We start from the raw sequence: 23,384 nt of genomic DNA on the forward strand, positions 1-23,384 counted from the left end.
AAAGGCGAGACCGGGACGCGCCCGGCCCCGTCTCAGTCTTGGAGCATACGCTTCAGCAGCTCGACCTCGTCGCCGAGCACCGCATCCTCACCGATCTGCTTCTCGATCTTGCGCACCGCGTGCAGCACGGTGGTGTGGTCGCGCCCGCCGAAGCGGCGACCGATCTCGGGCAGGGAGCGCAGGGTCAGCACCTTCGACAGATACATCGCGATCTGGCGCGGTTTCACCACGGCGGCGGTCCGGCGCTCGGACAGGATGTCGGAACGCGACACGTTGTAGCGCGAGGCCACCAACTTCTGGATATCCTCGATCTTCACCCGCTTGGGCTCGCGGTTCTTCACAAGGTCGCGGATCGCGGTCTCGGCGGTCTCGACCGTTACCGGTGCGCCGGTGAGAGTCGCGTGGGCCAGGAGCCGGTTCACCGCACCTTCAAGGTCGCGGCCATTGGCCGTGATCGCCCGGGCGACATAGGCCGACACGGCCGGCGAGACCTCGAAGTTCGGGTGGCTCTGACGCACGGCGTCGAGCCGGGCGGAGAGGATCGAGGCGCGAAGCCCCTCGTCGAGCCCGCCGATTTCGACGACGAGGCCACCGGCGAGACGCGAGCGCACGCGCTCGTCGAGCGCTTCCAGCTCCGTCGGCGGCCGGTCGGAGGCGACCACCACCTGACGTCCCGAATCGATCAGTGCGTTGAGGGTGTGACCGAACTCCGTCTGGATCGACTTCCCCTGGATGAACTGCACGTCGTCGAGGATGAGCAGATCGATCGCCCGCAGGCGCTCCTTGAAGGCCAGGGCATTCTGCGTCTTCAGGGCGTTGACGAAGCCGTACATGAAGCGGTCGGCGGTGAGGTAGATCACCCGGCGTCCGGCCTCGCGGGCGGCGTGGCCGGCCGCGTGGAGCAGGTGCGTCTTGCCGAGGCCGACGCCGGCATGAACGTAAAGCGGGTTATAGAGCGCGCCGTCGCTGTCGCTGCGGGCGATCCGCTCGGCAGCAGCATGGGCCAGCGCATTGGAGCGGCCCACGACGAAGTTCGCAAACGAGAGCCGCGCATCGAGCGGCGCGCCGTTGAGATCGACCCCGGCCGAATCACCGCGGGACGAGGTGATCTCGGTCTCGATCATCGGTCCGGGTCCCTGGAGGGCCGCGGGCGTCGCGATCGCGTGGAGACGGGTCAGCGGTCCGCTCGTCGGGTTCGATTTCGCCTGCACGCCGGCACTCGGCCGAACCGGGGCGGAGGGACCGCGCACGCCGACCTCGATGCGGCTGACGCCATCGGCCTCGGCGCGGAAGGTCGTCAGCACTCGGTCGATGTAATGCGATTCGATCCAGCTCTTGAGGAACCGAGTCGGAACAGTGAGGCGGGCGACCCCACCCTCCACATTCTCCAGTTCGAGGCGGGCGAACCAGCTCGCGAAGACATCCTCGCCAAGCTCCGCCCGCAGCCGCCGCTTCACCCGTGTCCAGGCGGCGGGAAGATCAACGCTTCCTCTGCCGTTTCCGCCATCGCCGTCCGACATGCTGCCGTCGAGGTGCATCACCGTGTCTCCTCGCATCCTCAGCCGGCGGACCGGAGGGGACGCGTACGCATACGCCACACGAGAGGAGGCGCCGCCCGATCCGGGCGGCACCGAGAGTGGCCGCGGCGCTGTCAAGAGCTGCGTCGCGGCCCATCGCTAAAGATGGCTGTGTATCAACAATCCTCTATCGTTCTCCTAACAGCGGGACGATCGGGGAAAACATCTTCGTGGCCACCGAGTCGTCAGGTAGGGACCGAAGAGTCGAAGGCCTGCCCGCAACTTGGGGACGACTCTGGGGGTGTAGGTGCTGATCTTGTCGAGCTGCTCGCCCGGCAAGGTTTTGTTAAGCTACACGGGCAGCGCGTCTGCGCGCAATGAAAAGCACTTTGCGCATGGTTAACGAAACCTTCAGAGCGCCCTCAATGAGCAGCTGCAAGCGTCGATTCGGGATAACCCGGCGCGAACTGTGGAGAAGCATCATGGGCCGGTGCACAACCGTGACCGATCGAGCCTCGGCTTGGAGCCTGCTCGGGGGCACGGCGAAGCCCGCCGGCTTCGCGTCTCTCGCCGAACGCAGGCTGCGCCGTCGTGCCGAGGGGAAGACGGCCGATCATCGGGAGCTTTTCGAGCGCGTCCAGCGGCAGCACACTCGGGGAGGGGCATGCCGCCTCTCCGTCACGCCTGTCACGGGCCATGGCCTGCTTTAGGACTCACGTGGCCTTGCAGGCATGAAAAAAGCCCGGCCAGTGCGGCCGGGCTGAATGCAGCATCATATCGAGCGAGCTCCCGGCAAGCCTTCCGTTCGGAAGGCCGGGAGCCGTCGCAATCCGATCAGGCAGCGATGGCCTTCACGCGGGCGGCCAAGCGGGAGACCTTCCGCGAAGCGTTGTTCTTATGAACGATGCCGTTCTGGGCAGCGCGCATGATCTCCGGCTCGGCGGCACGGAGGGCAGTGAGGGCTTGGCCCTGATCGCCGGTGGCAATCGCCTCCTCGACCTTACGGACAAAGGTACGCATCCGCGAGCGGCGCGAGCGGTTGATCGCCGTACGCTTGGCGATCTTGCGGGTCATCTTCTTGGCCGACACGGTGTTGGCCATGGGGCATCCTCGTCTGGTCGTGGCGGCAAGAACCCGGCCCGGAGCATCCGGTGTCGGTCAACGCAGCCTGATGATAAGCAAAGGCGAAAAGACCGGTCGCAATGCTGCGGCCGGACGTGGTGGCTGCTCTATAGCGACACACCCATGGTCCGTCAACAAATCGTCATGCCATCGCTCAATCTTGCGGCTCACGCATTTTGTGCGACGGAACAGCGTTGCCAAGCGAAATTCGATCGGCTAATGCCCCTCCAGTCCGGCGGCGGCACCGCCCCCCGGCACCGCGCTGCGGTAGCTCAGTGGTAGAGCACCTCATTGGTAATGAGGAGGTCGAGAGTTCAATCCTCTCTCGCAGCACCATTCTTTCCCTAACGATATTAGTAGGTTAGGGCGTACGACTCGCTGAAAGATGACCGCGCGCTTACACAGCGGTCTCACACATCGTCATTCACAGTAGCACCACCATGGCAGCTTGTAGGATCCGCAGCTTTTGCCTCGGCCTGCAAATGCTTCTCGACCGGCTCGAGTACGAAACGGCTTAGCCTACCGACGATGGATGGGCATACGTCATTGCCCGCAGAATCGCAGACGTAGCGTGACGACTTTACTCAGCTGGCACGTTCGAAACGTGGCCCCGCGCGGGTCGACGATATGACCGGTTAGACATTCCAATGATGCCGACCGCTAATCGGGGGCGTCGATTGACTGTCCCTATCGCGACAGGGCTACCGATTTCCCTCTGCCACCTGGGCGCAACTTCACCACTATCTGCCGCGCGTTCACTCTCGCACGCAGCGTCCTTCCGGGCTGTCCCTGTTCGCGCTGCCCCCTCGTTCGACTCCGTCCAAATCCCGCTTGTCACATCAGCACGCTCAGTCGGCACCATTTCCATGCTGATGCGTTTTCATCTAAGTACACCGGCGCGTGGATTGCGCTAGTCCAACTCGCGACGGAACTCTTTGACATTCGGGAAGTAACTCAATTACTTTGAATTTTAGCCTATGCCCAATATTTCATCACATCTCTTTGCATGATAATTTTTACCGTGAAATTTCAGCAGAATGATATCTCGATATGCTTTTCATTTTTCGCTTCTCTGCCGTTCGTCAGTCGCGATGTGAGGTCAGAAATCTATTTCGAGCCGGACCTGTTGGGATCGCGGCCGAAGTGTCCGTCGGCCGCCCATATTCGCGTATGCCTCGTTCGACGTCGCATATCAGGACGGGATCGCAGCCGGAGTCCGCCGCATGAACGCCTCTGCGACATGTCTGGCCGCCAACCCGGACCGATGGCCCGATATCACCGCAGCGAAGCACCTCGCGGCGATACCGACGATGCTCGAAATCATCCGTCGCTCCACCGGCCTCGGCTTTGCGGCTGTGGCGCAGGTGACGGACGAGACGTGGCTGGCTTGCTGGGTCAGAGGTGACGCCGGTTTCGGCCTACAGGCGGACGCCGTGCTTCCCGCGGATTCAATGCTCTGCCGGGAGGTGCGGCGGCATCGCCGACCGGTCGTCATCGACGATGTCAGCTCGGATACGGCGATGCACGACCTCTCGAATTCTAGGGATCGCGGCTTTCGCAGCTACATCTCCTTTCCGATCACGATGCCGGATGGAGAGATCTTCGGGACACTCTGTGCGATCGGAGCGGAGCCGGCGCATTTGGATCGCCCGGAGATCACGGGATTGTTCCAGCAATTCTCCGAACTCATCGGGCTTCTACTCGACGCGCAGCGGAAGCCGCCCATCGTCCGCTCTCGGCCTGAAGAGACGGGAGTCGCATCGTGGCAGCGAACCGAGCCGTTGATCGCTCTGATTGAGCTTCTTCCGTTTGGCGCCGGGCTGTTCGGGTCGGACGGTCAGGCCCTCGTCGCAAACTCCATCCTACAGCCCCTTCTGACACAGGGTCGCGTGCCCGGTGCCGACGCGGACCCGCACTGGACCGCCTATGCAGCGGATGGCACTCTCCTCGATCCGCGCGATCATCCGTTCGCGCGGGCCTCGCGTGGCGAAAGCGTCCCAGTCACGCGCTTCCATTACCGCGGCGATGACGGGATCGGGCGCTGGGCACGGATCAGTGGGGTGCCTCTGCAGGGTCCGACCGACAACGCACACTCCTGGAACGGCACGGAGCCGGCCGTACTCCTCCTCGTCGAGGAAGAGCGCGAAACGGGGGAGGTTTGGAGACGGAGCGAAGCCCGTCTTCGGGCCACCATCGATCTGGGTGGCCTATCGTCCTATCGTTGGAACCCCGCGACAGGGGCACTGCAATCCGACGCGCGTCTCAAGGCCATGTGGGGGCTGACACCCGACACGCCGCTCGATCAATCCGTCTGGCTGTCGGCGATCCATCCCGACGATCGCACGGGGGTTGAGGCGGCGCTCGCCCGATGCATCGATCTGGCAGGCGATGGCACCTACCACGTCGAGTATCGGGTGATCGGACTCGGGGACGGCGTCGAGCGCTGGGTCTCGACGCGCGGACGAGCCGAGTTCGAAGACGGCCGACCCGCCGGCTTCATCGGTGTCGCGGTTGAGATCACCGAGCGCAAGCGAGAGGAGGCCGCCCACCGCGCGGGCGAAGCGCGCTTCAGGCGATTTGCCGAACATTCGACCAACGTCTTGTGGCTCGCGGATTTGGAGAGCCGCCATCTGACTTACCTCAATCATGCCCTTCGACACGTTTGGGGCGTCGCGCCGGAGCGGCTGCCGTCCCTCGAGCGCTGGCTTGGAACGATCCATCCGGACGACCGCGACAGCGTGAGCCATACGCTCGAACGGGTGGGGCAGGGTGAGGTGGTCGTCCAAGAGTACCGCATCCTGCGCCCGTCGGACGGCGCCGTGAGGCGGATCCGCGATACGTTCTTCCCGATCACCGGAGAAAATGGCCGCGTTCACCAACTCGGCGGCATCGCCGAAGATGTGACGGGGCGCACCGGCGCACGGATCTACCTTGTGGACGAGGATGCGCCCGCGCGACGAGCGATGCTCAGGCTGCTGCAGCTGGCCGGCTACGAGGTGCAGGCCTTCGCAAAGGCCGCGGGGCTGGCAGAGGTCGCAAGCTCCCTGCAGCCGGGTTGCGTCATTCTCGACATCGAGACCGCTGGACCGGAGAGCCTCGCGGTGGCGAAAGCGCTCAAGGCCGCGCAGCTCGCCCTGCCCGTACTCGTCATCGGGCGCAGCTACGGCGATGTCGGCTTCGGCGTGCGCGCCATGAAGGCCGGTGCCGTCGATTACCTCGAAAAACCATGCGAGCCGGCGGTTCTGCTCACCGCCGTCTCGGCCGCTTTGGCCGAACAGCGCACCGACACCGAGCGCAGCCATGCCCACGACGACGCCAAGCTTCGCATCGCGGCCCTTTCACCCCGAGAACGGCAGGTGCTGGAGGGGTTGCTGGCAGGGGGCACGAACAAGTCGATCGGCCGAGTCCTCGGCCTCAGTCCGCGCACCGTCGAGATCCACCGAGCCCGCGTCATGGAAGCGCTCGGGGCGCGTACCCTGCCGGAAGCGGTGCTGACGGCGGCCAGAGCCGGGGTGCAACCAACCGCCACCCTTTGAGGGACGAGAGGCGGCGGCTTCGGGAATAAGTCGTCAGGCGATGAGTTCGTCGATGGCCGAGGGCCGCAGCGGGACAGCGGCAAGCTCCAGATAGGATGCGTCATACTCGGCCAGCACCCTGAGCCCCTCGGGCTTCAAGATCGTGAGCCGGCGGCCGGAAAGCTCGATCAAGCCGTCGCGACGCAGCTTCTGGAGAACGCGATTGACGTGAACGCACGACATGCCGAGCGTGTCGGCGAGATCGGCCTGCGTGATGGGGAAGCTGTACTGGTTACCGGGGGCGAGACCGGCAGTCCGCAGACGCAGCAGCATTTCACACAGAAAGTGTGCCAGCCGCTCGGGACCGGACCGGGAGCCGAGATTGGTGATCCATTCGCGCAAGGTCGCCGATTCGGTCAGCCGAACCATCTGCAGCGCGCGGGCGATCCGCGGACGTCGCCGGATGACGCTCTCGTAGTCGGCACGTGGAATGAAGGCGAGCTGGCAGGCGGTCAGGGTTCCGATCGCGCAGTCGAGCGGCAGGCGAAAGTCGAGATCAGGCTCGAAGAGGTCCCCCGGCAGGAGGTAGGCCGTGATCTGTCGTCGCCCATTGGTCAGGAACTTGTAGCGGCAGGCGAAGCCGTCGAGCACTAGGATGGCGCTTTCCGGGACGTCGGACTGGTGCAAAAGCGGGGTCTGCGCCGTGTAGCGACGACCGTTTGCAGTCCATTCTTCGAGGTCCAAGAGGTCACGGTGGGTCAGATCCACATAGGTCGCGAGCTTTCGCGCCAAGGAATCACGTGGCGGCGGCTCCGTTCGCCCGCTCTGGACCAGTTCGAATGCTTGCGACGCGACGGTCTCAACGTCGTCGAGTGATTCTCGACCGAATCGGGATGCAGGCGGCGGCGTCATGAGGCAATTCGATCGCTTCTGCCGCATCTGCTTCGGGTACTCAGCCATACAGGATCGCATTTCTTGCGACATTCCGTGCCTGAGCGCATCTGTTTCGTACCTAAGGTAGTTACCGAAGCAAGCGGGTAGCGCCCCTTTTCCGACCTAAAACGCTCTCGTGAGTTTGTACGATAAAGAACGGGGGTACGATCTCAGTGGTAGGCCGCGATAGCATCAAACGCGTCCGCAATGTAACTTAAGCGGGTCTCGGGCAGCCGTGCCGCGCCCGGCTCGCATCGTCGCGGTTCGTGAAGCGGATCCGATGGTGCCCGTGGCGCAAGCACTTATCGACAGCCTCCGAGATTCTGCCTGAAGATGGTTTCCACCGGCTACAATCCGGCTCTCGTGGCGCTGTCCCTCGCCATTGCCGTACTCGCCTCCTACACCGCGCTCGATCTCGGCGGACGCGTGCGCGCCGCCGCATCCGGGCTGGGCTGGGCTTGGCTTCTGGGTGCGGCCTTGGCGATGGGGGGCGGCATCTGGTCGATGCATTTCGTCGGGATGCTGGCCTTCGAAATGGGGCGGCCCGCAGCCTACGACCTCGGCCACACGCTCCTGTCCCTTCTCATCGCCATCGGGGTGACTGGCGCGGCCTTGGCCTGGGTCGGCCGTCGGCGGGCTGGCCGCAGGGACGTCCTCGTTGCCGGTCCCGTCATGGGGATCGGCGTGGCGGCGATGCACTATACCGGGATGGCCGCGATGCGGATGCCCGGCCAGCTCGCCTACAGCGTGCCGGTTGTCGCGCTCTCGGTGGGGATCGCCATCACCGCGGCGACCGTCGCTCTGTGGCTGACCTTTCGACCCACGAACGTCTGGCAGCGCTTCGCCGCCGCCCTGACCATGGGCGTTGCAGTGGCCGGTATGCACTACACCGGCATGGCAGCCGCGACGATCACCGCCGAGGACGCCGGCGCTCATTCCGCTCATTTCGCAGCGACGAGCGTGGATCAGCAGAATCTCGCCCTCTACGTGGCCGGGGCGACCTTCGTGATCCTGTTCCTCGCGATGCTCGCTTCCGCTTTCGATCAGCAGCGGATCCAGGGTGAATTGCGGGCAAGCGAAGAGCGTTTTCGGGCCGCCGTACAAGCCGTGCGCGGCGTGCTGTGGACCAACGATCCGGAGGGCCGGATGATGGGCGAACAGCCCGGCTGGGCCGCCCTGACAGGGCAAACCCGCGACGAGTATGAGGGCTTCGGCTGGGCCGACGCCGTGCATCCGGAGGACAGGCAGGCAAGCGTCGAGGCTTGGAACGCGACCGTCGCCGCCCGCAGCACCTTCCTGCACGAGCACCGGGTGCGTGCTCGGGACGGCTTGTGGCGGCATTTCTCGATCCGCGCGGTCCCCGTGCTCGAGCCGCACGGTGCCATCCGCGAATGGGTCGGCGTCCACACCGACATCACCGAGCAGCGCGAGGCCGAGGCCGAGTTGCGGGAATCGAATGAGGAGATTCAGCGCTACGCCTACATCGTCAGCCACGATCTGCGCGCGCCGCTCGTCAACGTGATGGGCTTCACGAGCGAACTGGAGGCGGTGCGCCAAGAGTTGCGCACGGTGCTGCGCGACCATCCGCAGGGCGGGCGGATCGATGACGACATCACCGAGGCGCTGGGCTTCATCCAGGCGGCGATCGTCAAGATGGAGCGGTTGATCGCCGCCATCCTGAAACTCTCACGAGAGGGCCGGCGCCGGTTCAGCCCGGAGCCCCTCGCGATGACGGCCGTCATCCGCGGGATCGCCGACGCCCAGCGCCACCAGGCCGAGCGCAAGGGCGTGACGGTGACGGTGGCCGAGGATCTGCCCTCGATCGTGGCCGACCGGCTCGCCGTGGAACAGGTCTTCGGCAACCTGATCGACAACGCCCTCAAATATCTCGATCCGGCCCGGTCCGGAACCGTCGAGGTCACGGCCCGGCCCGCGCCCGGCAACCGCATCCGTTTTGCCGTCTCCGACACGGGGCGGGGAATCGCACCGCAGGATCATGGCCGCATCTTCGAGCTTTTCCGGCGGTCCGGCACGCAGGATCAGCCGGGGGAGGGGATCGGGCTCGCCAGCGTAAAAGCCCTGGTGCGCGCGCTCGGCGGACGGATCGAGGTGTCGTCACAGCCGGGCGTCGGCACAACCTTTATCGTGACGCTGCCGCGCGAGCCGGTTACAGGCCGAGGCGGGGCCGCGAAATCCGATCCTCCCGATACGATGACTCTGGCCGCGGAGTAGCCATGCAGCCTCCTTTCCATACCGTCAGCATCGTGATGATCGAGGACGACGAGGGTCATGCCCGGCTGATCGAGCGCAACATCCGGCGCGCAGGGGTCAACAATGAAATTCTCCCGTTTCGCGACGGGACTTCGGCACTCGAATTCCTGTTCGGGGCCGACGGCACCGGCGAGGTGAGCGGACGGCGCCACCTTCTGATCCTGCTCGACCTCAACCTGCCCGACATGACCGGCATCGACATCTTGGAGCGGATCAAGGCCAATCCGCACACCAAGCGCTCGCCGGTCGTCGTCCTCACGACCACCGACGACAGCCGTGAGATCCAGCGCTGCTACGATCTCGGGGCGAACGTCTACATCACCAAACCCGTGAACTACGAGGGTTTCTCCAACGCCATCCGTCAGCTCGGGCTGTTCTTCTCGGTCATCCAGGTTCCCGAGAACTCATGAGCGACGCGCCCCCCGCCTCCTGCCGCATCCTCTACATCGACGACGATCCCGGCCTCGGGCGCCTCGTGCAGCGCTCGCTTCAGGCCCGGGGGCACCATGTCGAACTGGCAACGAACGGCACGGACGGGCTGACGCGGGCGCAGGCAGGCGAGATCGACCTCATCGCCCTCGACCATCACATGCCGGATCGGACCGGGCTCGAATTGCTGCCGATGCTGCGGGCCCTGCCGGAAGCGCCGCCGGTGATCTACGTGACCGGCTCCGAGGACAGCCGTGTGGCGGTGGCCGCCCTCAAAGCAGGCGCGGTCGATTACGTCTGGAAGGACGTGCAGGGCCAGTTCAGGGAATTGCTCGGCGAGGCGGTCGATACCGCCCTACGCCAAGAGGCCCTGCGCCGCGACAAGGAGCGGGCGGAAGCCGCCGTCCGCGAGGCGCGCGACCGGGCGGAGCTGTTGCTGCGCGAAGTGAACCACCGGGTCGCCAACTCCCTGACCTTGGTTGCCGCGCTCGCCCGGATGCAGACCAACGCGGTGGCGGACCCCGCGGCCAAGGACGCGCTGGAAGAGATGCAGGCTCGGATCTCGGCCATCGCCGGCATCCACCGCCGGCTCTACACCTCGCAGGATGTCGAGGCGGTGGAACTCGACGCCTACCTGACCGGGCTCGTGGAAGAGCTACAGCTCGCGATGAAGGCGTCGGGGCGCGACCACGCCATCCGCCTGCATGCGGAGCCGATCCGGCTGGCCACCGACAAGGCGGTCTCGCTCGGCGTCGTCGTGACCGAACTCGTCACCAACGCCTACAAGTATGCCTATCCCGCCGAGACCCAGGGCGAGATCCGCGTCCAGGTGATGCGCGAGGGCCCCGACACGCTCTCCCTCGCCGTCGAGGATGACGGGATCGGCTGGACGGGGGAGGGGGCAGCGAAAGGCACCGGCCTCGGCTCGCGCATCATCCGGGCCATGGCCTCCAACCTGCGCTCGGTGCTGACCTACGTTCCCGGCCCGAGCGGAACACGCGCCGTCTTATCGTTTCAAGCCTGATGCCGCGTTATCGTCTCGGACGCAGCGCCTGAACTACGACTTTGCAGGGCCCTTGCGCGGCTGAATGAATGAACGGCGTCGGCTGAAGCCGGTGACCGGCTCATCAGGTCCCTTACTGTTTCTCCGCGACTTCGACCGGGCCGGCTCAGCCGGTGCGGGCTTTTTTCCGGGTTGCCGCGAACCGCAACCGGGTTTCCGGCTCCAGCGAAACTCGGCCGTTCAGAATCGGCGGCAGCGGACCGCGTCGTCGGCAGGCGAGGCGTGTACCACCTGTCCGCCGGCCGCTTGGCAGGTCGAGCGGAACGAACGCTCGGAGCGGTGAAAGCCCCAGATGGCGACCATCGGCGCGACCATGATGAACACCGTCATGCCCATGATGAAGGCGGGAAACCAGTCCGGCATCGGCGGAGGCGATGGCGGCTCCGGCCGGATCGGCGGCATCGGTGCCAGGAAAGCCAGGAGCGGGAGCACGTCCAGGACGCTCATGGTTCGGGCTCATTCGCTGGGGTGGCTCAGGCCGTGCGAGCGCGACCGTTGCCGGATGGATCGATATTAACCAGCCGCGGCCGTGTCGGATCACCGCGAAACGTAATCCGGGCGATGCGTCGCACCGGCAGCTCGGATTGAGGGGCGGTAGGGTCACGCCACCGAAGCAGGTTCGGTTAAGCGGTTGACCGAGAGAAGATCGGCGACGAGGTCCGCCTGCTCTTCGCCTGAAACTCCAGCCTCGGCATCGGCCCGGTAAGCGTGGCCCTCGCACGTGACGCGTGCGGTGCTTGCTCTCGGTGAGGCCTTGTTCGCCGAAACGACCTTCGCGCGGAGGTTGCGATCGACCAGCGCCCGCAAGCTGTTGGCCGGATCGGGCGGGATGCCCGCATCGAGCGTACCCGGAACGCCGAGTTGCGCGTTGGCGTCGGCACCGACCGCGACGCCGGAATCGTGGAGGTAGGGTGCGCTCCAGGCGAGGCCGATGAGGTTCGGCACCTCGTAGCTGCCCCCGGTGCCGGCATGGGCCCAGGCAAGCTGCACCTGCTTGACCGCCTCGCCGCCCAGGGGGATCGACACGAACTCGGGATCGGGCGGAAGCGGGAAGGGCGTGTCGGTGGCAAAGATCATCGGCGGAGCGAGGTGCGCCTCCATCCGCACGGTCGAGCGCGCACGGCTCGGCTGCATGCCGATCTCCGCCGCGGGGACAACCCGATGGTTGGTGACCGCCGGCCCGGAATGGCAACCGGCGCAGCCGACGCGCTCGAACACCGCTCGCACGCTCTTTACCCGCTCGGCATCAAGAGCAGGCTCGGGTGTGCGCAACAGGTTCTGGAAAGCCGACATCGCGTCGTCGGCGTAGTTAGGCCGGCTCCCCCGGGACCGAGGCCAGCAGGCCGTTGCCGGTCATGGAGTTGGCGGCAGGGAACGACGGCAACACGGCGTAGCTGTTGAGGCCCGGCGTCCCCGGCGTCGGATCGGCCGCCTGCAGTACAGCTGTCGGGCGCTGGCCGGCTGCTGGATCGTAGCGCAGGGGCGCCACCGCGGCGCCTTGAAGAACCGTGCCGAGATAGACCTGCGGGTCGAGCCCGAATAGCGTTTTGGCGGCTCACCAGCGCAGCGGCGATCACCACGGCGCCGCTCTCCGGCGAAAGGGCGGTGCAAGCCGCTCTGCCTCATCTCGTGCGATGCGTCGGCTGAGGACATCGTAGGCGGTCTCGATCGGTGAGCGCTCGGGATTGAGAAGGTCGCCCGCCTCCGGCATCGGCGCGTGGCTGAAACGGGCGAGGGGCCGGTGATGAGAACGGTGCCGATGGCGGCCGCGGAAATCACGAATACCCGAAGTGGACGCCCCATTACGATGCACGATCCTTTTCACGGAACGGTCGCAAAACTGCGCAGATCCAACCTTAATCGCCGCCAATCGCTCGATGCGACTGTAAAAAATAGAATGTGAGGCTGATTTTCATACGGGGCCGACCACGCGCACCATCGGATCTGGAAAGCCCTCCTATTCCTCTAAATACCGATACGCTCTTTCGAGCCCTGATAATCTATGTTGGCGCAGGGGACTGCAAATCGCGAGACAAGTCCGGCGCCGGGGCACGGACCCCTGCGCGCGTCCGTGACCAGCCACAGGACCTGATGCCAAAGACGACCCTCGACGATCTCACCTTGCGCCTCGACGACGAGGTGCCGACGCTCCCTGCTGACGTCCAGCAACGCCTTGGAGCGCTTCTTGCGGAAGCCTACGCGCAGGTGCCGGGCAATCCGAATATCGAGGCCGGTCGCTTCGACGCTCTTCTGGCTAGGTTGGAGACCGTCCTCGTCGCTCAAGAGGGGAAGGACGAGGACTCGTTCCGAGCCTCGATCATCGAGATGACGCCGCGCCTCTACAACTTCGCGATGTCGCTGACGAAGAATCCGTCGGCCGCCGACGACCTCGTGCAGGATACGTTCCTGCGGGCTTGGCGCAGCCGCTCCCGCTTCACCGTCGGCACCAATCTTGGCGCGTGGTTGTTCACGATCATGCGCAACGCCTTCTACTCGCGCCACCGCAAGGAGGTGCGCGAGGTCGCCGACAGCGACGGCGATTACGCCGAGCGGCTCGCTGCGGCACCCGAGCAATCGGGCCATGTCGATCTGATGGACGCGCAGACGGCGCTCGCCAAGCTACCCTTACCGATGCGGCAAGCGTTGATCCTCGTGGCGATCGAGAACCTCAGCTATGAGGAGGCGGCCAACGTCATGAATTGCCGCATCGGCACGGTGAAGAGCCGGGTCTGGCGTGCTCGAGAACAACTCGCGCAGATCCTCGGTTACAGCGCCGCCGATGTCGGCTCGGACAGCATGACGCTCTCCGCCGTCAGCGGCTCGACCTGGATGGCCTGAATCACATTCCGATGAAACGGCCACCGGTCCGTCGGAATGCGCTTCACGACAAGAATCTGGCCGCGCCGAGCGTCGCCTCGGCGCCGTGCCCGGTTATGCGCTCAGCTGCATTTGCAGTTGCGGCAGGCGGGACGTCCGGGCGAGGCCGAAATCCTTCAGCGAAACGACCTCGACCAGCGCGTCCTTGCGGGCGATCACGACGCTGTTGTCCGGTACCGGGGTCCAGGTCGCGTGCTCCTTATCCAAGGGCTCCGAGACCACCACGACGCCATCTGCCGACTGGCGGTAATACATGCTGTTGGCTGCATCATTAGCAGCGTAACGGAAGGCGTAGAGGTCGCGCCCATCGGCGAGTGCCGCGGTGAAGCGGAACGGATGCCCGCCCTCGATGCCGCCGACCAGTTCCGTCACCGCAGCCAGCGCCCGCGTCGTGGCGGTGATCGGGTCGCGCTTCACTTCCGATGCCATCAGGCCCTGGCCGAGGATGGCCAGGAACAGCGCCTCTGAATCGGTCGTGCCGTTGCGGGAGGGATAGAGTTCGTCGGGTATCAAGGCTTCGATCGGCCGGCGCAGCCGCGCCCAGTCGCCGATGTAGCCGTTATGCATGAACAGCCACGGTCCGCAGGCGAAGGGGTGGCAGTTCGGCCGGGTGATCGGCGTGCCGGTTGCCGCACGCACATGGGCGAAGAACAGGTGCGAGTGCAGGTGGCGGCAGATGTAGCGCAGGTTCTCGTCGGACCACGCCGGCTGCACCTCGCGGAAGCGGCCGGGCTCGGGATGGTCGCCGTACCAGCCCAGGCCGAAGCCGTCGCCGTTGGTGCTCGCAGTCGATTCGAGCGCCTTGATGCTCTGCGAGACCAGCGAATGCGCCGGTTCGGTCACATAATGCTCGAGCGGGATCGTGCGGCCTCGATAGGCGATCCAGCGACACATCGTTTGGGGTCTCCCGCAGCGTTCCTGCGCATCGCGCATCGGCCAAGATCGTGGAGAATCCGCGTCACCTTGAGCGCTGCCGCACGCGCCGGATGAATTTCGACGCGGCGGTTCATGCCTGCAACGCGGAAGCGGGAGATCAGATACCGTGCGATTGCAACCACGCTTCGAGCAGGGCGACCTGCCAGAGCTTGGAATTGCCCTTCGGCGTCAGCGTCCCGTCGGGATCGGCGAGCAGGCGATCGACGTAAGCCCGGTTGAAGATGCCGCGCTCGCGCGCCGCCGGACGGTCGAGCACGTCGCGCACGAACTCCATGAACGGCCCGCGGATGTGCTTCAGGGCCGGAACCGGAAAGTAGCCCTTCGGCCGGTCGATCACCTCGGCCGGGACCACGGCGCGGGCAGCCTCCTTGAGGATGTACTTGCCGCCGTCGCGCACTTTCAGTTCGGCGGGAATGCGCGCGGCGAGTTCGACCAGTTCGTGGTCGAGGAAGGGGACGCGCGCCTCCAGCCCACAGGCCATGGTCATGTTGTCGACCCGCTTGACCGGATCGTCCACGAGCATGATCCGCTGATCGAGGTCGAGGGTCTTGTCGATGGCGCTGGCGCTCTTCGACTCGGCGAAAAAACGGGCGAGGAAATCGCGGCTGTAATCCTCATCCACGAAATTGGGTGTGAGCGTCTCACGCATCTCCGCGTGGTCGCGGTCGAAATAGGCGTTCGCGTAATCCGTCGTCGGATCGGTCGATCCCATCAGCTTCGGATACCAGTGGTACCCGCCGAACACCTCGTCGGCGCCCTGTCCGCTCTGGATTACCTTCACGTGCTTGGCGACTTCCTGTGACAGCAGGAGGAAGGCCACCGCGTCGTGGCTCATCTGCGGCTCAGCCATGGCATGGATCGCGGCCGGCAGGGCCTCGAGCGTCCGGGAGCCGTCCACGACGAGCTTGGCGTGGTCGGTCTCGAACCGCTCGGCGATGATGTCGGAATACTTGAATTCGTCGCCCTCGACGCCGTTCACCGCGTCGAAGCCGACCGAAAAGGTCTTGAGTCCGCTCTGACCGCTCTTGGCCAGCAGGGCGACGATCACCGAGGAATCGAGACCACCCGACAGCAGCACGCCGGTCGGCACGTCTGCGATCTGGCGGCGGGCGACCGCCGTGGTGAGCGAATCGAGCACCGCCGCGCGCCAATCCGCCTCGGTCCTGTGGCGATCCTCCTCGCGCGGCCCGACCACGAGCGACCAGTAGGTCTCTTCGCGGCGCGAGCCATCGGGCTCGAACGTCAGGGTCGTGGCCGGGTGGACCTTACGGACGCCCTTGAGAATCGTCAGTGGGGCCGGCACGCCTGCGTGCCAGCTCATGTAGTGGTGGAGCGCCGCCTTATCGATCGTGGTGTCGACATCGCCGGCTGCGAGCAGGGCCGGCAGCGCGGAGGCGAAACGGAAGCGCTTGCCGGACTCTGCATAATAGAGCGGTTTGATGCCGAGCCGGTCGCGGGCGAACGTGACGCGGCCCGAATCGCGTTCGTGGACGGCGAAGACGAACATGCCGAGGAAGCGCTTCACGCAGTCCCGGCCCCAGGCGTGAAACGCCTTGAGCACCACCTCGGTGTCGCTGGTCGAGAAGAAGCGGTAGCCCTTGGCGATCAGCTCCTCACGAAGGTCTTTGTAGTTGTAGATGCAGCCGTTGAAGACGATGGAGAGCCCCAGTTCGGCATCGACCATCGGCTGCTGGCCGGCTTCCGAGAGGTCGATGATCTTCAGACGGCAATGGCCGAACAGAACGCCGCCCTGGCCGTGGATCCCACCGGCGTCAGGACCGCGGGGGCGCAGAACCTCCATCATCGCCCGCACGGCGTTCGGATCGGCCGCGCCGCCGAAGTTGATCTCCCCGCAGATCCCGCACATCGCCGCCAGCCGCCCTCATCTCGTCCTTGGTCTTCGACCCCGAGCGGCAGAACCGAGTCGCGCCCGGCGCGTTCCATGCCACCCGCGAAACCCTCACCTTCGTTCGATTCGACACGGTGAGATCGCGTCCGCTGCCGCGGCCAAGCGATTCCTGCGCCACGTGCAGCTGCCTCGACGCTTACACGCCAACGAGGGGATTGAATGAGGGGAGGGGTGTCGAGGTGTCAGGCCGGTAGCGTCAGCTCCTCGCGGGCGAAGACCGTGCCCACGGCAGGGCGCTCGGCCATGCGGCGGGAATGCGCCGTCCAGGCCGGGAAGAGCGAAGGCATATCGAAGCCGATCGTCGGGCCGCGGGCCCACAGCCAGAATACCATGAGGTAGGCATCGACGACGCTGTATCGCTCGCCGAGCGCCCAGCCGCCGTTGGAAAGCCTCACCTCGGTCATGGTGCAGAGATCGCCGAACGTGTCGGCCCCCTTCGCCCGAATCTCCGGGAAGGCGGTCTCGTCGGCGCTGTAGCGCTCGGGCCGGCGGACATGGGCGTAGGCGATATGATGCCCGGTGGAGAGCCACGCCATCCACTCGTCGGCCGCCGCCTGCCCACGCAGATCCTCCGGCAGCAAGCCGGCCTCCGGATGGGAGCGGGCGAGGTGGCGCAGGATCGCCGCGTTCTCGGTGAGCACCCAGCCCTCTTCATAAAGGGCCGGCACGCGTCCGCGCTCGTTGACCGCGAGATATTCCGGCGCCCTCTGGTCGCCTTTGGCGAGGTCGAGGCGAATGGTCTCGTAGGGCGCGCCGATCTCCTCCAGCACGATGTGGGAGGCGAGCGAGCAGGCGCCGGGGGCGTAATAGAGCGTGCGGGCGGTCATGGACTTCTTATCGCTGCGGACGACGCCCCCATAGAGTAGCGCCGCCCGCAGGAAAGCCCAGTTACAGCGGCTCCGCGCCACGCCCCATCGCGGCGATGCCGGTGCGAGAGATCTCCACGAGGCCGATCACCGAGAGCAGGCGGATGAAGCGGTCGATTTCCTCCGTCGCGCCTGTGAGCTCGAACACGAACGAGTTCAGCGTGGCGTCGAGGGTGCGGGCGCCGAAGGCGGCGGCGAGGCGTAGGGCCTCGCTCCGGTGCTCGCCGGTGCCGGCCACCTTCACGAGGCACAGCTCACGCTCCAGCGCTTGCCCCTGTAGCGTCAGATCGACGACGCGGTGCACGGGCACGAGGCGGTCGAGCTGCGCCTTGATCTGGTCGATCACGGCGTTAGTGCCAGTGGTGACGATGGTGATGCGCGAGAGGTGGCGTGCCTCTTCCGTCTCGGAGACCGTCAGGCTCTCGATGTTGTAACCGCGACCGGAGAACAGGCCGGCGATGCGGGCCAGCGCACCGGGCTCGTTGTCAACGACCACCGCGAGGGTATGGCGGTTGACGGTCTCGATCCGCGTGGGCTCGGGGTAGTGGGTGTTCATCGCATTCATTTCGTCGCATCCCTCAACTTGAACTTCGTACCATCTCGCCTGCACCACCTCAGGTCGGCGCTCCAGTGCTGGACCCGCCTGCCGGTGGCATGATACCGGCCGCGCCATGGATCGGCGTCAGCGTGTTTTGAATCTCGTCCGGCCGCAGGGCCGAACCGGCGTCGAGCTCGGGCCCCTCTCGCGCCCGATCCTCCTCAAAAGCGACGGCAACGTCCTCTATGCCGATCACCTCTCGACCGAGGGGCTGCGCCACCAGTACCGCGACCACCCGACCCTCGGCCCCGCCGGTATCGAGGGGATCGTTCCCGTCGATGTCGTTCTCGGCGAAGGCGGGCTGCCGCGGGCGCTCGGTTCGCGCGGTCCGGTCGATTACATCGTCGCCTCGCACGTCGTCGAGCACGTTCCCGACTGCATCGGCTGGCTGCGGGAATGCGGCGACGCCTTGAACGAGGGCGGCGTGTTCTGCCTGATGGTGCCGGACAAGCGCTTCACCTTCGACCATTTCCGCACGCCGAGTAGCGTCGGCGCTCTCGTCGCAGCCCATCTGCTGCGGCTGCGCACGCCACCGCCTGAGGCCGTCTACGAACATTTCGCGAGAGCAAGCGAGATCGACGTGCTCGCCACTTGGGGCGGCAAGCCGGCACCGGAAAAGCCGATCGTCGGTGGCCCGCCGGCAGCTCTCGACGCCACAGCGACCGCCATCGCGAGCGGGCTCCACATCGACGTCCACTGCACGGTGTTCACGCCGTACAGCTTCGCCCGCGCCCTCTCGGAACTCTTCGCCCTCGACCTGCTCCCGTTCGAATGCGCGGCCTTGGAGCCGACCTGTCCGGGCGAGACCGAGTTCTTCGTTCTTCTGCGCAAGCGCAGCGGGCTCACCGCCGCAGAGCGCGCCGCCACGGTACCCCGCCTGGACCCGAGCCGGCACGACGCCCTGCCGCCGCCCGCGGGTTGGCCGAAGCGAACCCGCGCGGCAGCACGCCGATGGGTCAGGAGCCTCCGCCGAAGGAGGTCCTGACCGATCGAAACGGGCGACGCTGGGCACGGCGGTCCCGTGCGTTCGCGCGATGCGGGGCCGATCAGACCAGCATCTTGCCCTCGGCCGAGATGACGTCGCCGATCTCCACCCCGGTCTCACCGAGATAGTCGGACAGCAGCATCTCGTTGTGCGCCTTGCCCGACGGGATCATCGGGAAGCAGTTCTCCTTCTTGTCGACGATGCAGTCGAAGATCACCGGACCGTCATAGTCCAGCATCTCCTGGATCGTCGCGTCGAGCTCGCCGGGCTTCTCGCAGCGGATGCCCTTGGCGCCGTAGGCCTCGGCCAGCTTCACGAAGTCCGGCAGGCTCTCCGAGTAGCTCTGCGAGTAGCGGGAGCCGTGCAGCAGCTCCTGCCACTGGCGCACCATGCCCATATACTCGTTGTTCAGGATGAAGATCTTGACCGGCAGCCGGTACTGCACCGCCGTCGACATCTCCTGCATGTTCATCAGGATCGAGGCTTCGCCCGCGATGTCGATGACGAGGCCGTCCGGGTTGGCGAGCTGCGTGCCGATCGCCGCCGGCAGGCCGTAGCCCATGGTGCCGAGGCCGCCCGAGGTCATCCAACGGTTCGGCTCATCGAACTTGAAGTATTGCGCCGCCCACATCTGGTGCTGGCCGACCTCAGTCGTGACGAAGGTCTTGCGATTCTTGCACGCCTCGTAGAGCCGCTGCACCGCGTATTGCGGCTTGATGATCGTGCCCGACGGCCAGTAGGCGAGGCAGTCGCGCGATTTCCAGCGGCTGATCTTGTTGAACCAGTCCTCCATCCGATCCTTATCGGGCTGCTTCGGCAGCGCGCGCCACTGGGCGAGCATTTCCTCCAGCACCGCGGCGCAATCGCCGAGGATGCCGACATCGACCTTCACGACCTTGTTGATCGAGGAGGCGTCGACATCGACGTGGATCTTCTTCGAGAATGGCGAGAACGCATCGAGGCGGCCGGTGATGCGGTCGTCGAAGCGCGCGCCGATGTTGATCATCACGTCGCAATCATGCATCGCGAGGTTGGCCTCGTAGGTGCCGTGCATGCCCAGCATTCCGAGGAACTTGTCGTCGGAGGCCGGAAAGGCGCCGAGGCCCATCAGCGTGGACGTGACGGGGAAGCCGGTCTCGGCGACCAGTTCCCGCAGCAGGCGCGAGGCTTCCGGGCCGGAATTGATGACGCCGCCGCCGGTATAGAAGACCGGGCGACGCGCGCCCGCCATCAGCTCGACCGCCGCGCGGATCTTTTCGGGATCGCCCTTCACCGGCGGGTTGTAGGTCTTGTGGCCATCCTGCGCCGGGCGGGAATAGACGCCGCTCGCGAACTGGATGTCCTTCGGCAGGTCGATGACGACCGGGCCGGGGCGACCGTGGCTGGCGACGTAGAACGCCTCGTGCAGGATGCGCGGCAAGTCCTCGATCGATTTGACGAGGTAATTGTGCTTCGTGCAGTGCCGGGTGATGCCGACCGTGTCGCATTCCTGGAACGCGTCGGAGCCGATGAGGTGCGTCGGGACCTGACCCGTCACGGCGACGAGCGGGATCGAGTCCAGCATCGCATCGGTGAGGCCGGTAACGATGTTGGTGGCACCGGGGCCCGAGGTGACGAGGACGACGCCGACCTTGCCCGACGAGCGCGCATAGCCCTCGGCCGCATGGACCGCACCCTGCTCGTGGCGCACCAGCACGTGCTTGATCTTGGTCTCGTCGAAAAGCGCGTCGTAGATCGGCAGCACCGCGCCGCCCGGATAGCCGAACAGGGTATCCACGCCCTGATCTTGGAACGCCCGGATGACCATCTGGGCCCCGGTCATGACCTCGCCGCTCATCGATTCCTCCATCAATCCGTTCTTCGTGTTCCGATCCGCATGCCGGCCCGCTGGATTACGCGCAATAAAAAAGGGCCCCGAGGGACCCTGCATGCGCCACCGACCGGGCCTGTCGGGCTTGAGATCAAGCCCGCCCCGTCTGTGGCGCTTCCACTACGATAAGAACCGTGCGCATCGTCGATCCGTTCGCCGCTGACCCGCCGGCTTTCGGCGAGTAACCTGCAACTGACATTCTGCAAGTGAGGGGCGCGGAGTAAGCGATACGCACACTCCCGTCAATCCGCACCTCCCGTAATTGCGGCGGCAAAGCTTGTATTTAATGAGCACCTTGCCGTCGCACCGCATCGGGACGCCTGCACCGTCTCGCGGATATGCGCCACCTCACCGGCGAGAGGCTCTGATTGCCGCGACAGTTCGGATGCTGAGGCGGGCACTGGCGCAGCAGCCCCAGTCTCTTCGGATGCCTGAGCCACGCCAGCGATGTTCGACCTTACGGTGCCGGTGCCGGACGTGGCCCGGACGGCGTTGCGCATGATCTCATGCGTCGCTGCGCCCCGCTCGCCCAAAGCCGCTGCATCGGCGGCGCGGGCATGCATCACGGCGCAAGTCTCAAGCAGCCGGTTGCTGCCGACCACAAGGGTGGAGATCCGTACGGACAGGCGGCGGAGCAGAGTAACCCAGGCAGCGGGTGACAGTCGAACAACCGTGGGGTGAGCGGACGGTTTGCGCCATGATGGCGCCCTCGGCTTTACCGCACGAGATAGTATATCGAGGTAGGATCTGGAGATGCATCCCTGTATAAAATTTTTTTCGATCAAAATTAATGGACGATATCTAAAGCATTCGGCAAAAACATACAATATGTTATTATATACGCGTTAATTCGATGAAATCACTCGTCCTCATGTTCCACAAAAGGTGCGATATCCACGTCCGCCACCTTCCGGAGGCTCGGCATATTGCGCAAAATCCGGCTGATCGTCGTAGGGACGCATAAGAACCATCAACAGCGTCTCGAACGGTGCGAAATCTTGCCGTTCGACCGCGGCCTCGATCATCTCTTCGACACGGTGGTTGCGTGGAATGAAAGCTGGATTGACCGCCATCATCATCCGACGCCGAGCAGCGGGATCGCCAGCTTCGTCCTTGAGCCGCCTGCGCCAACCTTCGGCCCAACGATCGTAGGCGGTCGGATCGATGAAGAGGCTCCGAACCGATTCGACAGCTGCCGGATCCGGTTCGCCATCGGGTCCCGGCGCGGCTTCGCCGAGGCGCCGGAAGGTGAGGGTGAAATCGGCCTCGTTCTCGGCCATGGCTTTCAGCAGATCGCCCGCAAGTGCGGGATCTCCGTCGCGCATCGTGGCGAGGCCGAGCTTTCGGTTCAATCCGCCGTGATAGGCAGCCTCGAACTGACTTGCGAAGCCGGTCAGCGCGGCTTCGGCCTCGGCAACGGCCCGCGTCTCATCCTCCGACAGAAGAGGCAGAAGCGCCTCCGCAAGCCGGGTGAGGTTCCATAGGGCGATGCGCGGTTGGTTGCCGTAGGCGTAGCGCCCGTGGCGGTCGATGGAGCTGAAGGCGGTTGCCGGGTCGTAGGTGTCGAGAAAAGCGCAGGGACCATAATCGATGGTCTCACCGGCAACCGACATGTTGTCGGTGTTCATTACGCCGTGAATGAAGCCGACGGCGAGCCAACGCGCGATCAGCTCGGCCTGACGGCGGATCACGCCATCGAGCAGGGCGCGGTAGGGATTGTCGGACTGCGCCGCCTCGGGCTCGTGGCGCGCGATCGCGTGGTCGGCGAGCGCACGCAGACCTTCAACGTCCCCGCGGGCGGCGAAGAATTGGAACGACCCGACCCGGATATGGCTCGACGCGACCCGCGTCAGTACCGCGCCCGGCAGCACCGTCTCGCGAATCACCCGCTCGCCGGTGGTTACGGCCGCGAGCGCGCGGGTGGTCGGAATGCCGAGGGCGTGCATCGCCTCGCTGACGAGATACTCGCGCAGCACCGGCCCGAGGGCGGCGCGTCCGTCGCCCCGGCGGGAAAAGGGGGTCGGGCCGGATCCTTTGAGTTGGATGTCGCGGCGCCCGCTTCGGCCGACGACCTCGCCCAGCAGGATCGCACGCCCATCGCCGAGCTGCGGCACGAATTGCCCGAACTGATGCCCGGCATAGGCCGCCGCCAGCGGCTCCGCGCCCTCCGGAACTTGCCGTCCGGCCAGGACCTCGACGCCCTCCGGGCTTTCGAGACGGTCAGGATCGAGGCCGAGTTCCAGGGCAAGCGCCCGGTTCAGCCGTACCAGCCGCGGCGCCTCGACCGCGGTCGGCGCAACCCGCCCGAAGAAGCGGTCGGGCAAGCGTGCGTAGCTGTTGTCGAAGGGGAAAAGGGCGGTCATCGGCAGTACCGGTGCGAAAGCGGCTCGGTGCGAGACGCGGACAGAGCAAAGGGAGCGGCCGGGCGCAAGCGCCCCCGCGCTGGAAGTCGCGAGGGCTGGCTACGTCCGGCACGACGAGACGGCTTGGTTG

17 protein-coding genes, 1 tRNA gene and 1 pseudogene are annotated in these 23,384 nt (G+C 65.6%); 7 read left to right on the forward strand and 12 right to left on the reverse strand.

What is annotated here, in order from left to right:
* Window positions 1-32: 32 nt before the first annotated feature.
* Both dnaA and rpsT read right to left on the reverse strand, forming a co-directional pair.
* Window positions 33-1,538 (reverse strand): chromosomal replication initiator protein DnaA, encoded by a 1,506-nt coding sequence (dnaA, locus tag MKK50_RS16055; RefSeq protein WP_253368156.1) that lies wholly within the window; start codon window positions 1,536-1,538, stop codon window positions 33-35.
* Window positions 1,539-2,351: 813 nt separating this feature from the next.
* Window positions 2,352-2,618, reverse strand: coding sequence for a 30S ribosomal protein S20 (gene rpsT / locus MKK50_RS16060; protein ID WP_056197115.1), 267 nt, complete (start codon window positions 2,616-2,618; stop codon window positions 2,352-2,354).
* A 282-nt stretch (window positions 2,619-2,900) separates the two neighbouring features.
* Here rpsT and MKK50_RS16065 point away from each other — a divergent pair.
* Both MKK50_RS16065 and MKK50_RS16070 read left to right on the forward strand, forming a co-directional pair.
* Window positions 2,901-2,975: transfer RNA gene (locus MKK50_RS16065), tRNA-Thr, on the forward strand.
* Between the two features lie 887 nt (window positions 2,976-3,862).
* Window positions 3,863-6,175, forward strand: a complete 2,313-nt coding sequence (locus tag MKK50_RS16070; RefSeq protein ID WP_499023713.1) for a PAS domain-containing protein — start codon at window positions 3,863-3,865, stop codon at window positions 6,173-6,175.
* A 33-nt stretch (window positions 6,176-6,208) separates the two neighbouring features.
* Here MKK50_RS16070 and MKK50_RS16075 read toward each other — a convergent pair whose 3' ends face one another.
* Window positions 6,209-7,093 carry a Crp/Fnr family transcriptional regulator gene (locus MKK50_RS16075; protein ID WP_499024085.1) on the reverse strand — a complete coding sequence of 295 codons (885 nt, stop codon included), beginning with the start codon at window positions 7,091-7,093 and terminating at the stop codon, window positions 6,209-6,211.
* A gap of 327 nt (window positions 7,094-7,420) precedes the next feature.
* On the opposite strand from MKK50_RS16075, the gene MKK50_RS16080 reads away from it, so the two are divergent.
* The 3 genes from MKK50_RS16080 to MKK50_RS16090 are packed head-to-tail and all read left to right on the forward strand — an operon-like array spanning window position 7,421 to window position 10,811.
* On the forward strand, window positions 7,421-9,319 hold the full coding sequence (locus MKK50_RS16080; protein WP_499023716.1) for a sensor histidine kinase: 1,899 nt from the start codon (window positions 7,421-7,423) through the stop codon (window positions 9,317-9,319).
* Window positions 9,320-9,321: 2 nt separating this feature from the next.
* Complete coding sequence (locus MKK50_RS16085; protein ID WP_015952952.1) at window positions 9,322-9,768, forward strand: response regulator; 447 nt, start codon at window positions 9,322-9,324, stop codon at window positions 9,766-9,768.
* Window positions 9,765-10,811, forward strand: coding sequence for a sensor histidine kinase (locus MKK50_RS16090; protein WP_499023719.1), 1,047 nt, complete (start codon window positions 9,765-9,767; stop codon window positions 10,809-10,811). The genes MKK50_RS16085 and MKK50_RS16090 overlap by 4 nt, the downstream gene beginning before the upstream one ends.
* 219 nt (window positions 10,812-11,030) lie before the next feature.
* On the opposite strand, the gene MKK50_RS16095 is transcribed toward MKK50_RS16090, so the two are convergent.
* Together MKK50_RS16095 and MKK50_RS16100 are read right to left on the reverse strand one after the other, a co-directional pair.
* The gene (locus MKK50_RS16095; protein ID WP_499023721.1) at window positions 11,031-11,297 is read right to left on the reverse strand and encodes a hypothetical protein; all 267 of its coding nucleotides are present in this window, start codon (window positions 11,295-11,297) and stop codon (window positions 11,031-11,033) included.
* Window positions 11,298-11,450: 153 nt separating this feature from the next.
* Window positions 11,451-12,143 (reverse strand): hypothetical protein, encoded by a 693-nt coding sequence (locus tag MKK50_RS16100; RefSeq protein ID WP_499023722.1) that lies wholly within the window; start codon window positions 12,141-12,143, stop codon window positions 11,451-11,453.
* A 798-nt stretch (window positions 12,144-12,941) separates the two neighbouring features.
* On the opposite strand from MKK50_RS16100, the gene MKK50_RS16105 reads away from it, so the two are divergent.
* Window positions 12,942-13,688: a sigma-70 family RNA polymerase sigma factor gene (locus MKK50_RS16105; RefSeq protein WP_499023724.1), complete on the forward strand. Its 747-nt coding sequence runs from the start codon at window positions 12,942-12,944 to the stop codon at window positions 13,686-13,688.
* A gap of 93 nt (window positions 13,689-13,781) precedes the next feature.
* Here the strand turns inward: MKK50_RS16105 and MKK50_RS16110 are convergent, their stop codons facing one another.
* The 4 genes from MKK50_RS16110 to ilvN all read right to left on the reverse strand — a co-directional run bounded on the left by MKK50_RS16110 (window position 13,782) and on the right by ilvN (window position 18,003).
* On the reverse strand, window positions 13,782-14,621 hold the full coding sequence (locus MKK50_RS16110; protein WP_499023725.1) for a class II glutamine amidotransferase: 840 nt from the start codon (window positions 14,619-14,621) through the stop codon (window positions 13,782-13,784).
* Window positions 14,622-14,760: 139 nt separating this feature from the next.
* A complete protein-coding gene (locus MKK50_RS16115) occupies window positions 14,761-16,530 on the reverse strand; it encodes an N-acetylglutaminylglutamine amidotransferase (RefSeq protein ID WP_499023727.1) in 1,770 nt (589 codons plus the stop codon).
* Window positions 16,531-16,754: 224 nt separating this feature from the next.
* Window positions 16,755-17,399 carry a glutathione S-transferase family protein gene (locus MKK50_RS16120; protein ID WP_499023730.1) on the reverse strand — a complete coding sequence of 215 codons (645 nt, stop codon included), beginning with the start codon at window positions 17,397-17,399 and terminating at the stop codon, window positions 16,755-16,757.
* Between the two features lie 61 nt (window positions 17,400-17,460).
* Window positions 17,461-18,003: an acetolactate synthase small subunit gene (gene ilvN, locus MKK50_RS16125; protein ID WP_253368171.1), complete on the reverse strand. Its 543-nt coding sequence runs from the start codon at window positions 18,001-18,003 to the stop codon at window positions 17,461-17,463.
* 106 nt (window positions 18,004-18,109) lie between these two features.
* On the opposite strand from ilvN, the gene MKK50_RS16130 reads away from it, so the two are divergent.
* Window positions 18,110-19,021 carry a methyltransferase domain-containing protein gene (locus MKK50_RS16130; RefSeq protein WP_499023732.1) on the forward strand — a complete coding sequence of 304 codons (912 nt, stop codon included), beginning with the start codon at window positions 18,110-18,112 and terminating at the stop codon, window positions 19,019-19,021.
* A gap of 61 nt (window positions 19,022-19,082) precedes the next feature.
* On the opposite strand, the gene MKK50_RS16135 is transcribed toward MKK50_RS16130, so the two are convergent.
* From MKK50_RS16135 to MKK50_RS16145, 3 genes and pseudogenes are all read right to left on the reverse strand, one after another.
* Window positions 19,083-20,858, reverse strand: coding sequence for an acetolactate synthase 3 large subunit (locus MKK50_RS16135; RefSeq protein WP_499023734.1), 1,776 nt, complete (start codon window positions 20,856-20,858; stop codon window positions 19,083-19,085).
* 347 nt (window positions 20,859-21,205) lie between these two features.
* Window positions 21,206-21,433 (reverse strand): annotated as a pseudogene (locus tag MKK50_RS16140) (methyl-accepting chemotaxis protein); the annotation flags it as partial.
* Between the two features lie 327 nt (window positions 21,434-21,760).
* Complete coding sequence (locus MKK50_RS16145; protein ID WP_499023736.1) at window positions 21,761-23,254, reverse strand: protein adenylyltransferase SelO; 1,494 nt, start codon at window positions 23,252-23,254, stop codon at window positions 21,761-21,763.
* Window positions 23,255-23,384: the final 130 nt, after the last annotated feature.

Origin of the sequence: Methylobacterium sp. J-043 (genome assembly GCF_022829505.1) — a bacterium.
GTDB classification, from domain to species: Bacteria; Pseudomonadota; Alphaproteobacteria; order Rhizobiales; family Beijerinckiaceae; genus Methylobacterium; species Methylobacterium extorquens_A.

What these genes read in the sequence shown, in the direction of transcription:
- dnaA (WP_253368156.1), bottom strand. Translation starts at nt 1,538, where the DNA reads ATGCACCTCGACGGCAGCATGTCGGACGGCGATGGCGGAAACGGCAGA.
- rpsT (WP_056197115.1), bottom strand. Translation starts at nt 2,618, where the DNA reads ATGGCCAACACCGTGTCGGCCAAGAAGATGACCCGCAAGATCGCCAAG.
- MKK50_RS16070 (WP_499023713.1), top strand. Translation starts at nt 3,863, where the DNA reads ATGAACGCCTCTGCGACATGTCTGGCCGCCAACCCGGACCGATGGCCC.
- MKK50_RS16075 (WP_499024085.1), bottom strand. Translation starts at nt 7,093, where the DNA reads ATGCGGCAGAAGCGATCGAATTGCCTCATGACGCCGCCGCCTGCATCC.
- MKK50_RS16080 (WP_499023716.1), top strand. Translation starts at nt 7,421, where the DNA reads ATGGTTTCCACCGGCTACAATCCGGCTCTCGTGGCGCTGTCCCTCGCC.
- MKK50_RS16085 (WP_015952952.1), top strand. Translation starts at nt 9,322, where the DNA reads ATGCAGCCTCCTTTCCATACCGTCAGCATCGTGATGATCGAGGACGAC.
- MKK50_RS16090 (WP_499023719.1), top strand. Translation starts at nt 9,765, where the DNA reads ATGAGCGACGCGCCCCCCGCCTCCTGCCGCATCCTCTACATCGACGAC.
- MKK50_RS16095 (WP_499023721.1), bottom strand. Translation starts at nt 11,297, where the DNA reads ATGAGCGTCCTGGACGTGCTCCCGCTCCTGGCTTTCCTGGCACCGATG.
- MKK50_RS16100 (WP_499023722.1), bottom strand. Translation starts at nt 12,143, where the DNA reads ATGTCGGCTTTCCAGAACCTGTTGCGCACACCCGAGCCTGCTCTTGAT.
- MKK50_RS16105 (WP_499023724.1), top strand. Translation starts at nt 12,942, where the DNA reads ATGCCAAAGACGACCCTCGACGATCTCACCTTGCGCCTCGACGACGAG.
- MKK50_RS16110 (WP_499023725.1), bottom strand. Translation starts at nt 14,621, where the DNA reads ATGTGTCGCTGGATCGCCTATCGAGGCCGCACGATCCCGCTCGAGCAT.
- MKK50_RS16115 (WP_499023727.1), bottom strand. Translation starts at nt 16,530, where the DNA reads ATGTGCGGGATCTGCGGGGAGATCAACTTCGGCGGCGCGGCCGATCCG.
- MKK50_RS16120 (WP_499023730.1), bottom strand. Translation starts at nt 17,399, where the DNA reads ATGACCGCCCGCACGCTCTATTACGCCCCCGGCGCCTGCTCGCTCGCC.
- ilvN (WP_253368171.1), bottom strand. Translation starts at nt 18,003, where the DNA reads ATGAATGCGATGAACACCCACTACCCCGAGCCCACGCGGATCGAGACC.
- MKK50_RS16130 (WP_499023732.1), top strand. Translation starts at nt 18,110, where the DNA reads ATGGATCGGCGTCAGCGTGTTTTGAATCTCGTCCGGCCGCAGGGCCGA.
- MKK50_RS16135 (WP_499023734.1), bottom strand. Translation starts at nt 20,858, where the DNA reads ATGAGCGGCGAGGTCATGACCGGGGCCCAGATGGTCATCCGGGCGTTC.
- MKK50_RS16145 (WP_499023736.1), bottom strand. Translation starts at nt 23,254, where the DNA reads ATGACCGCCCTTTTCCCCTTCGACAACAGCTACGCACGCTTGCCCGAC.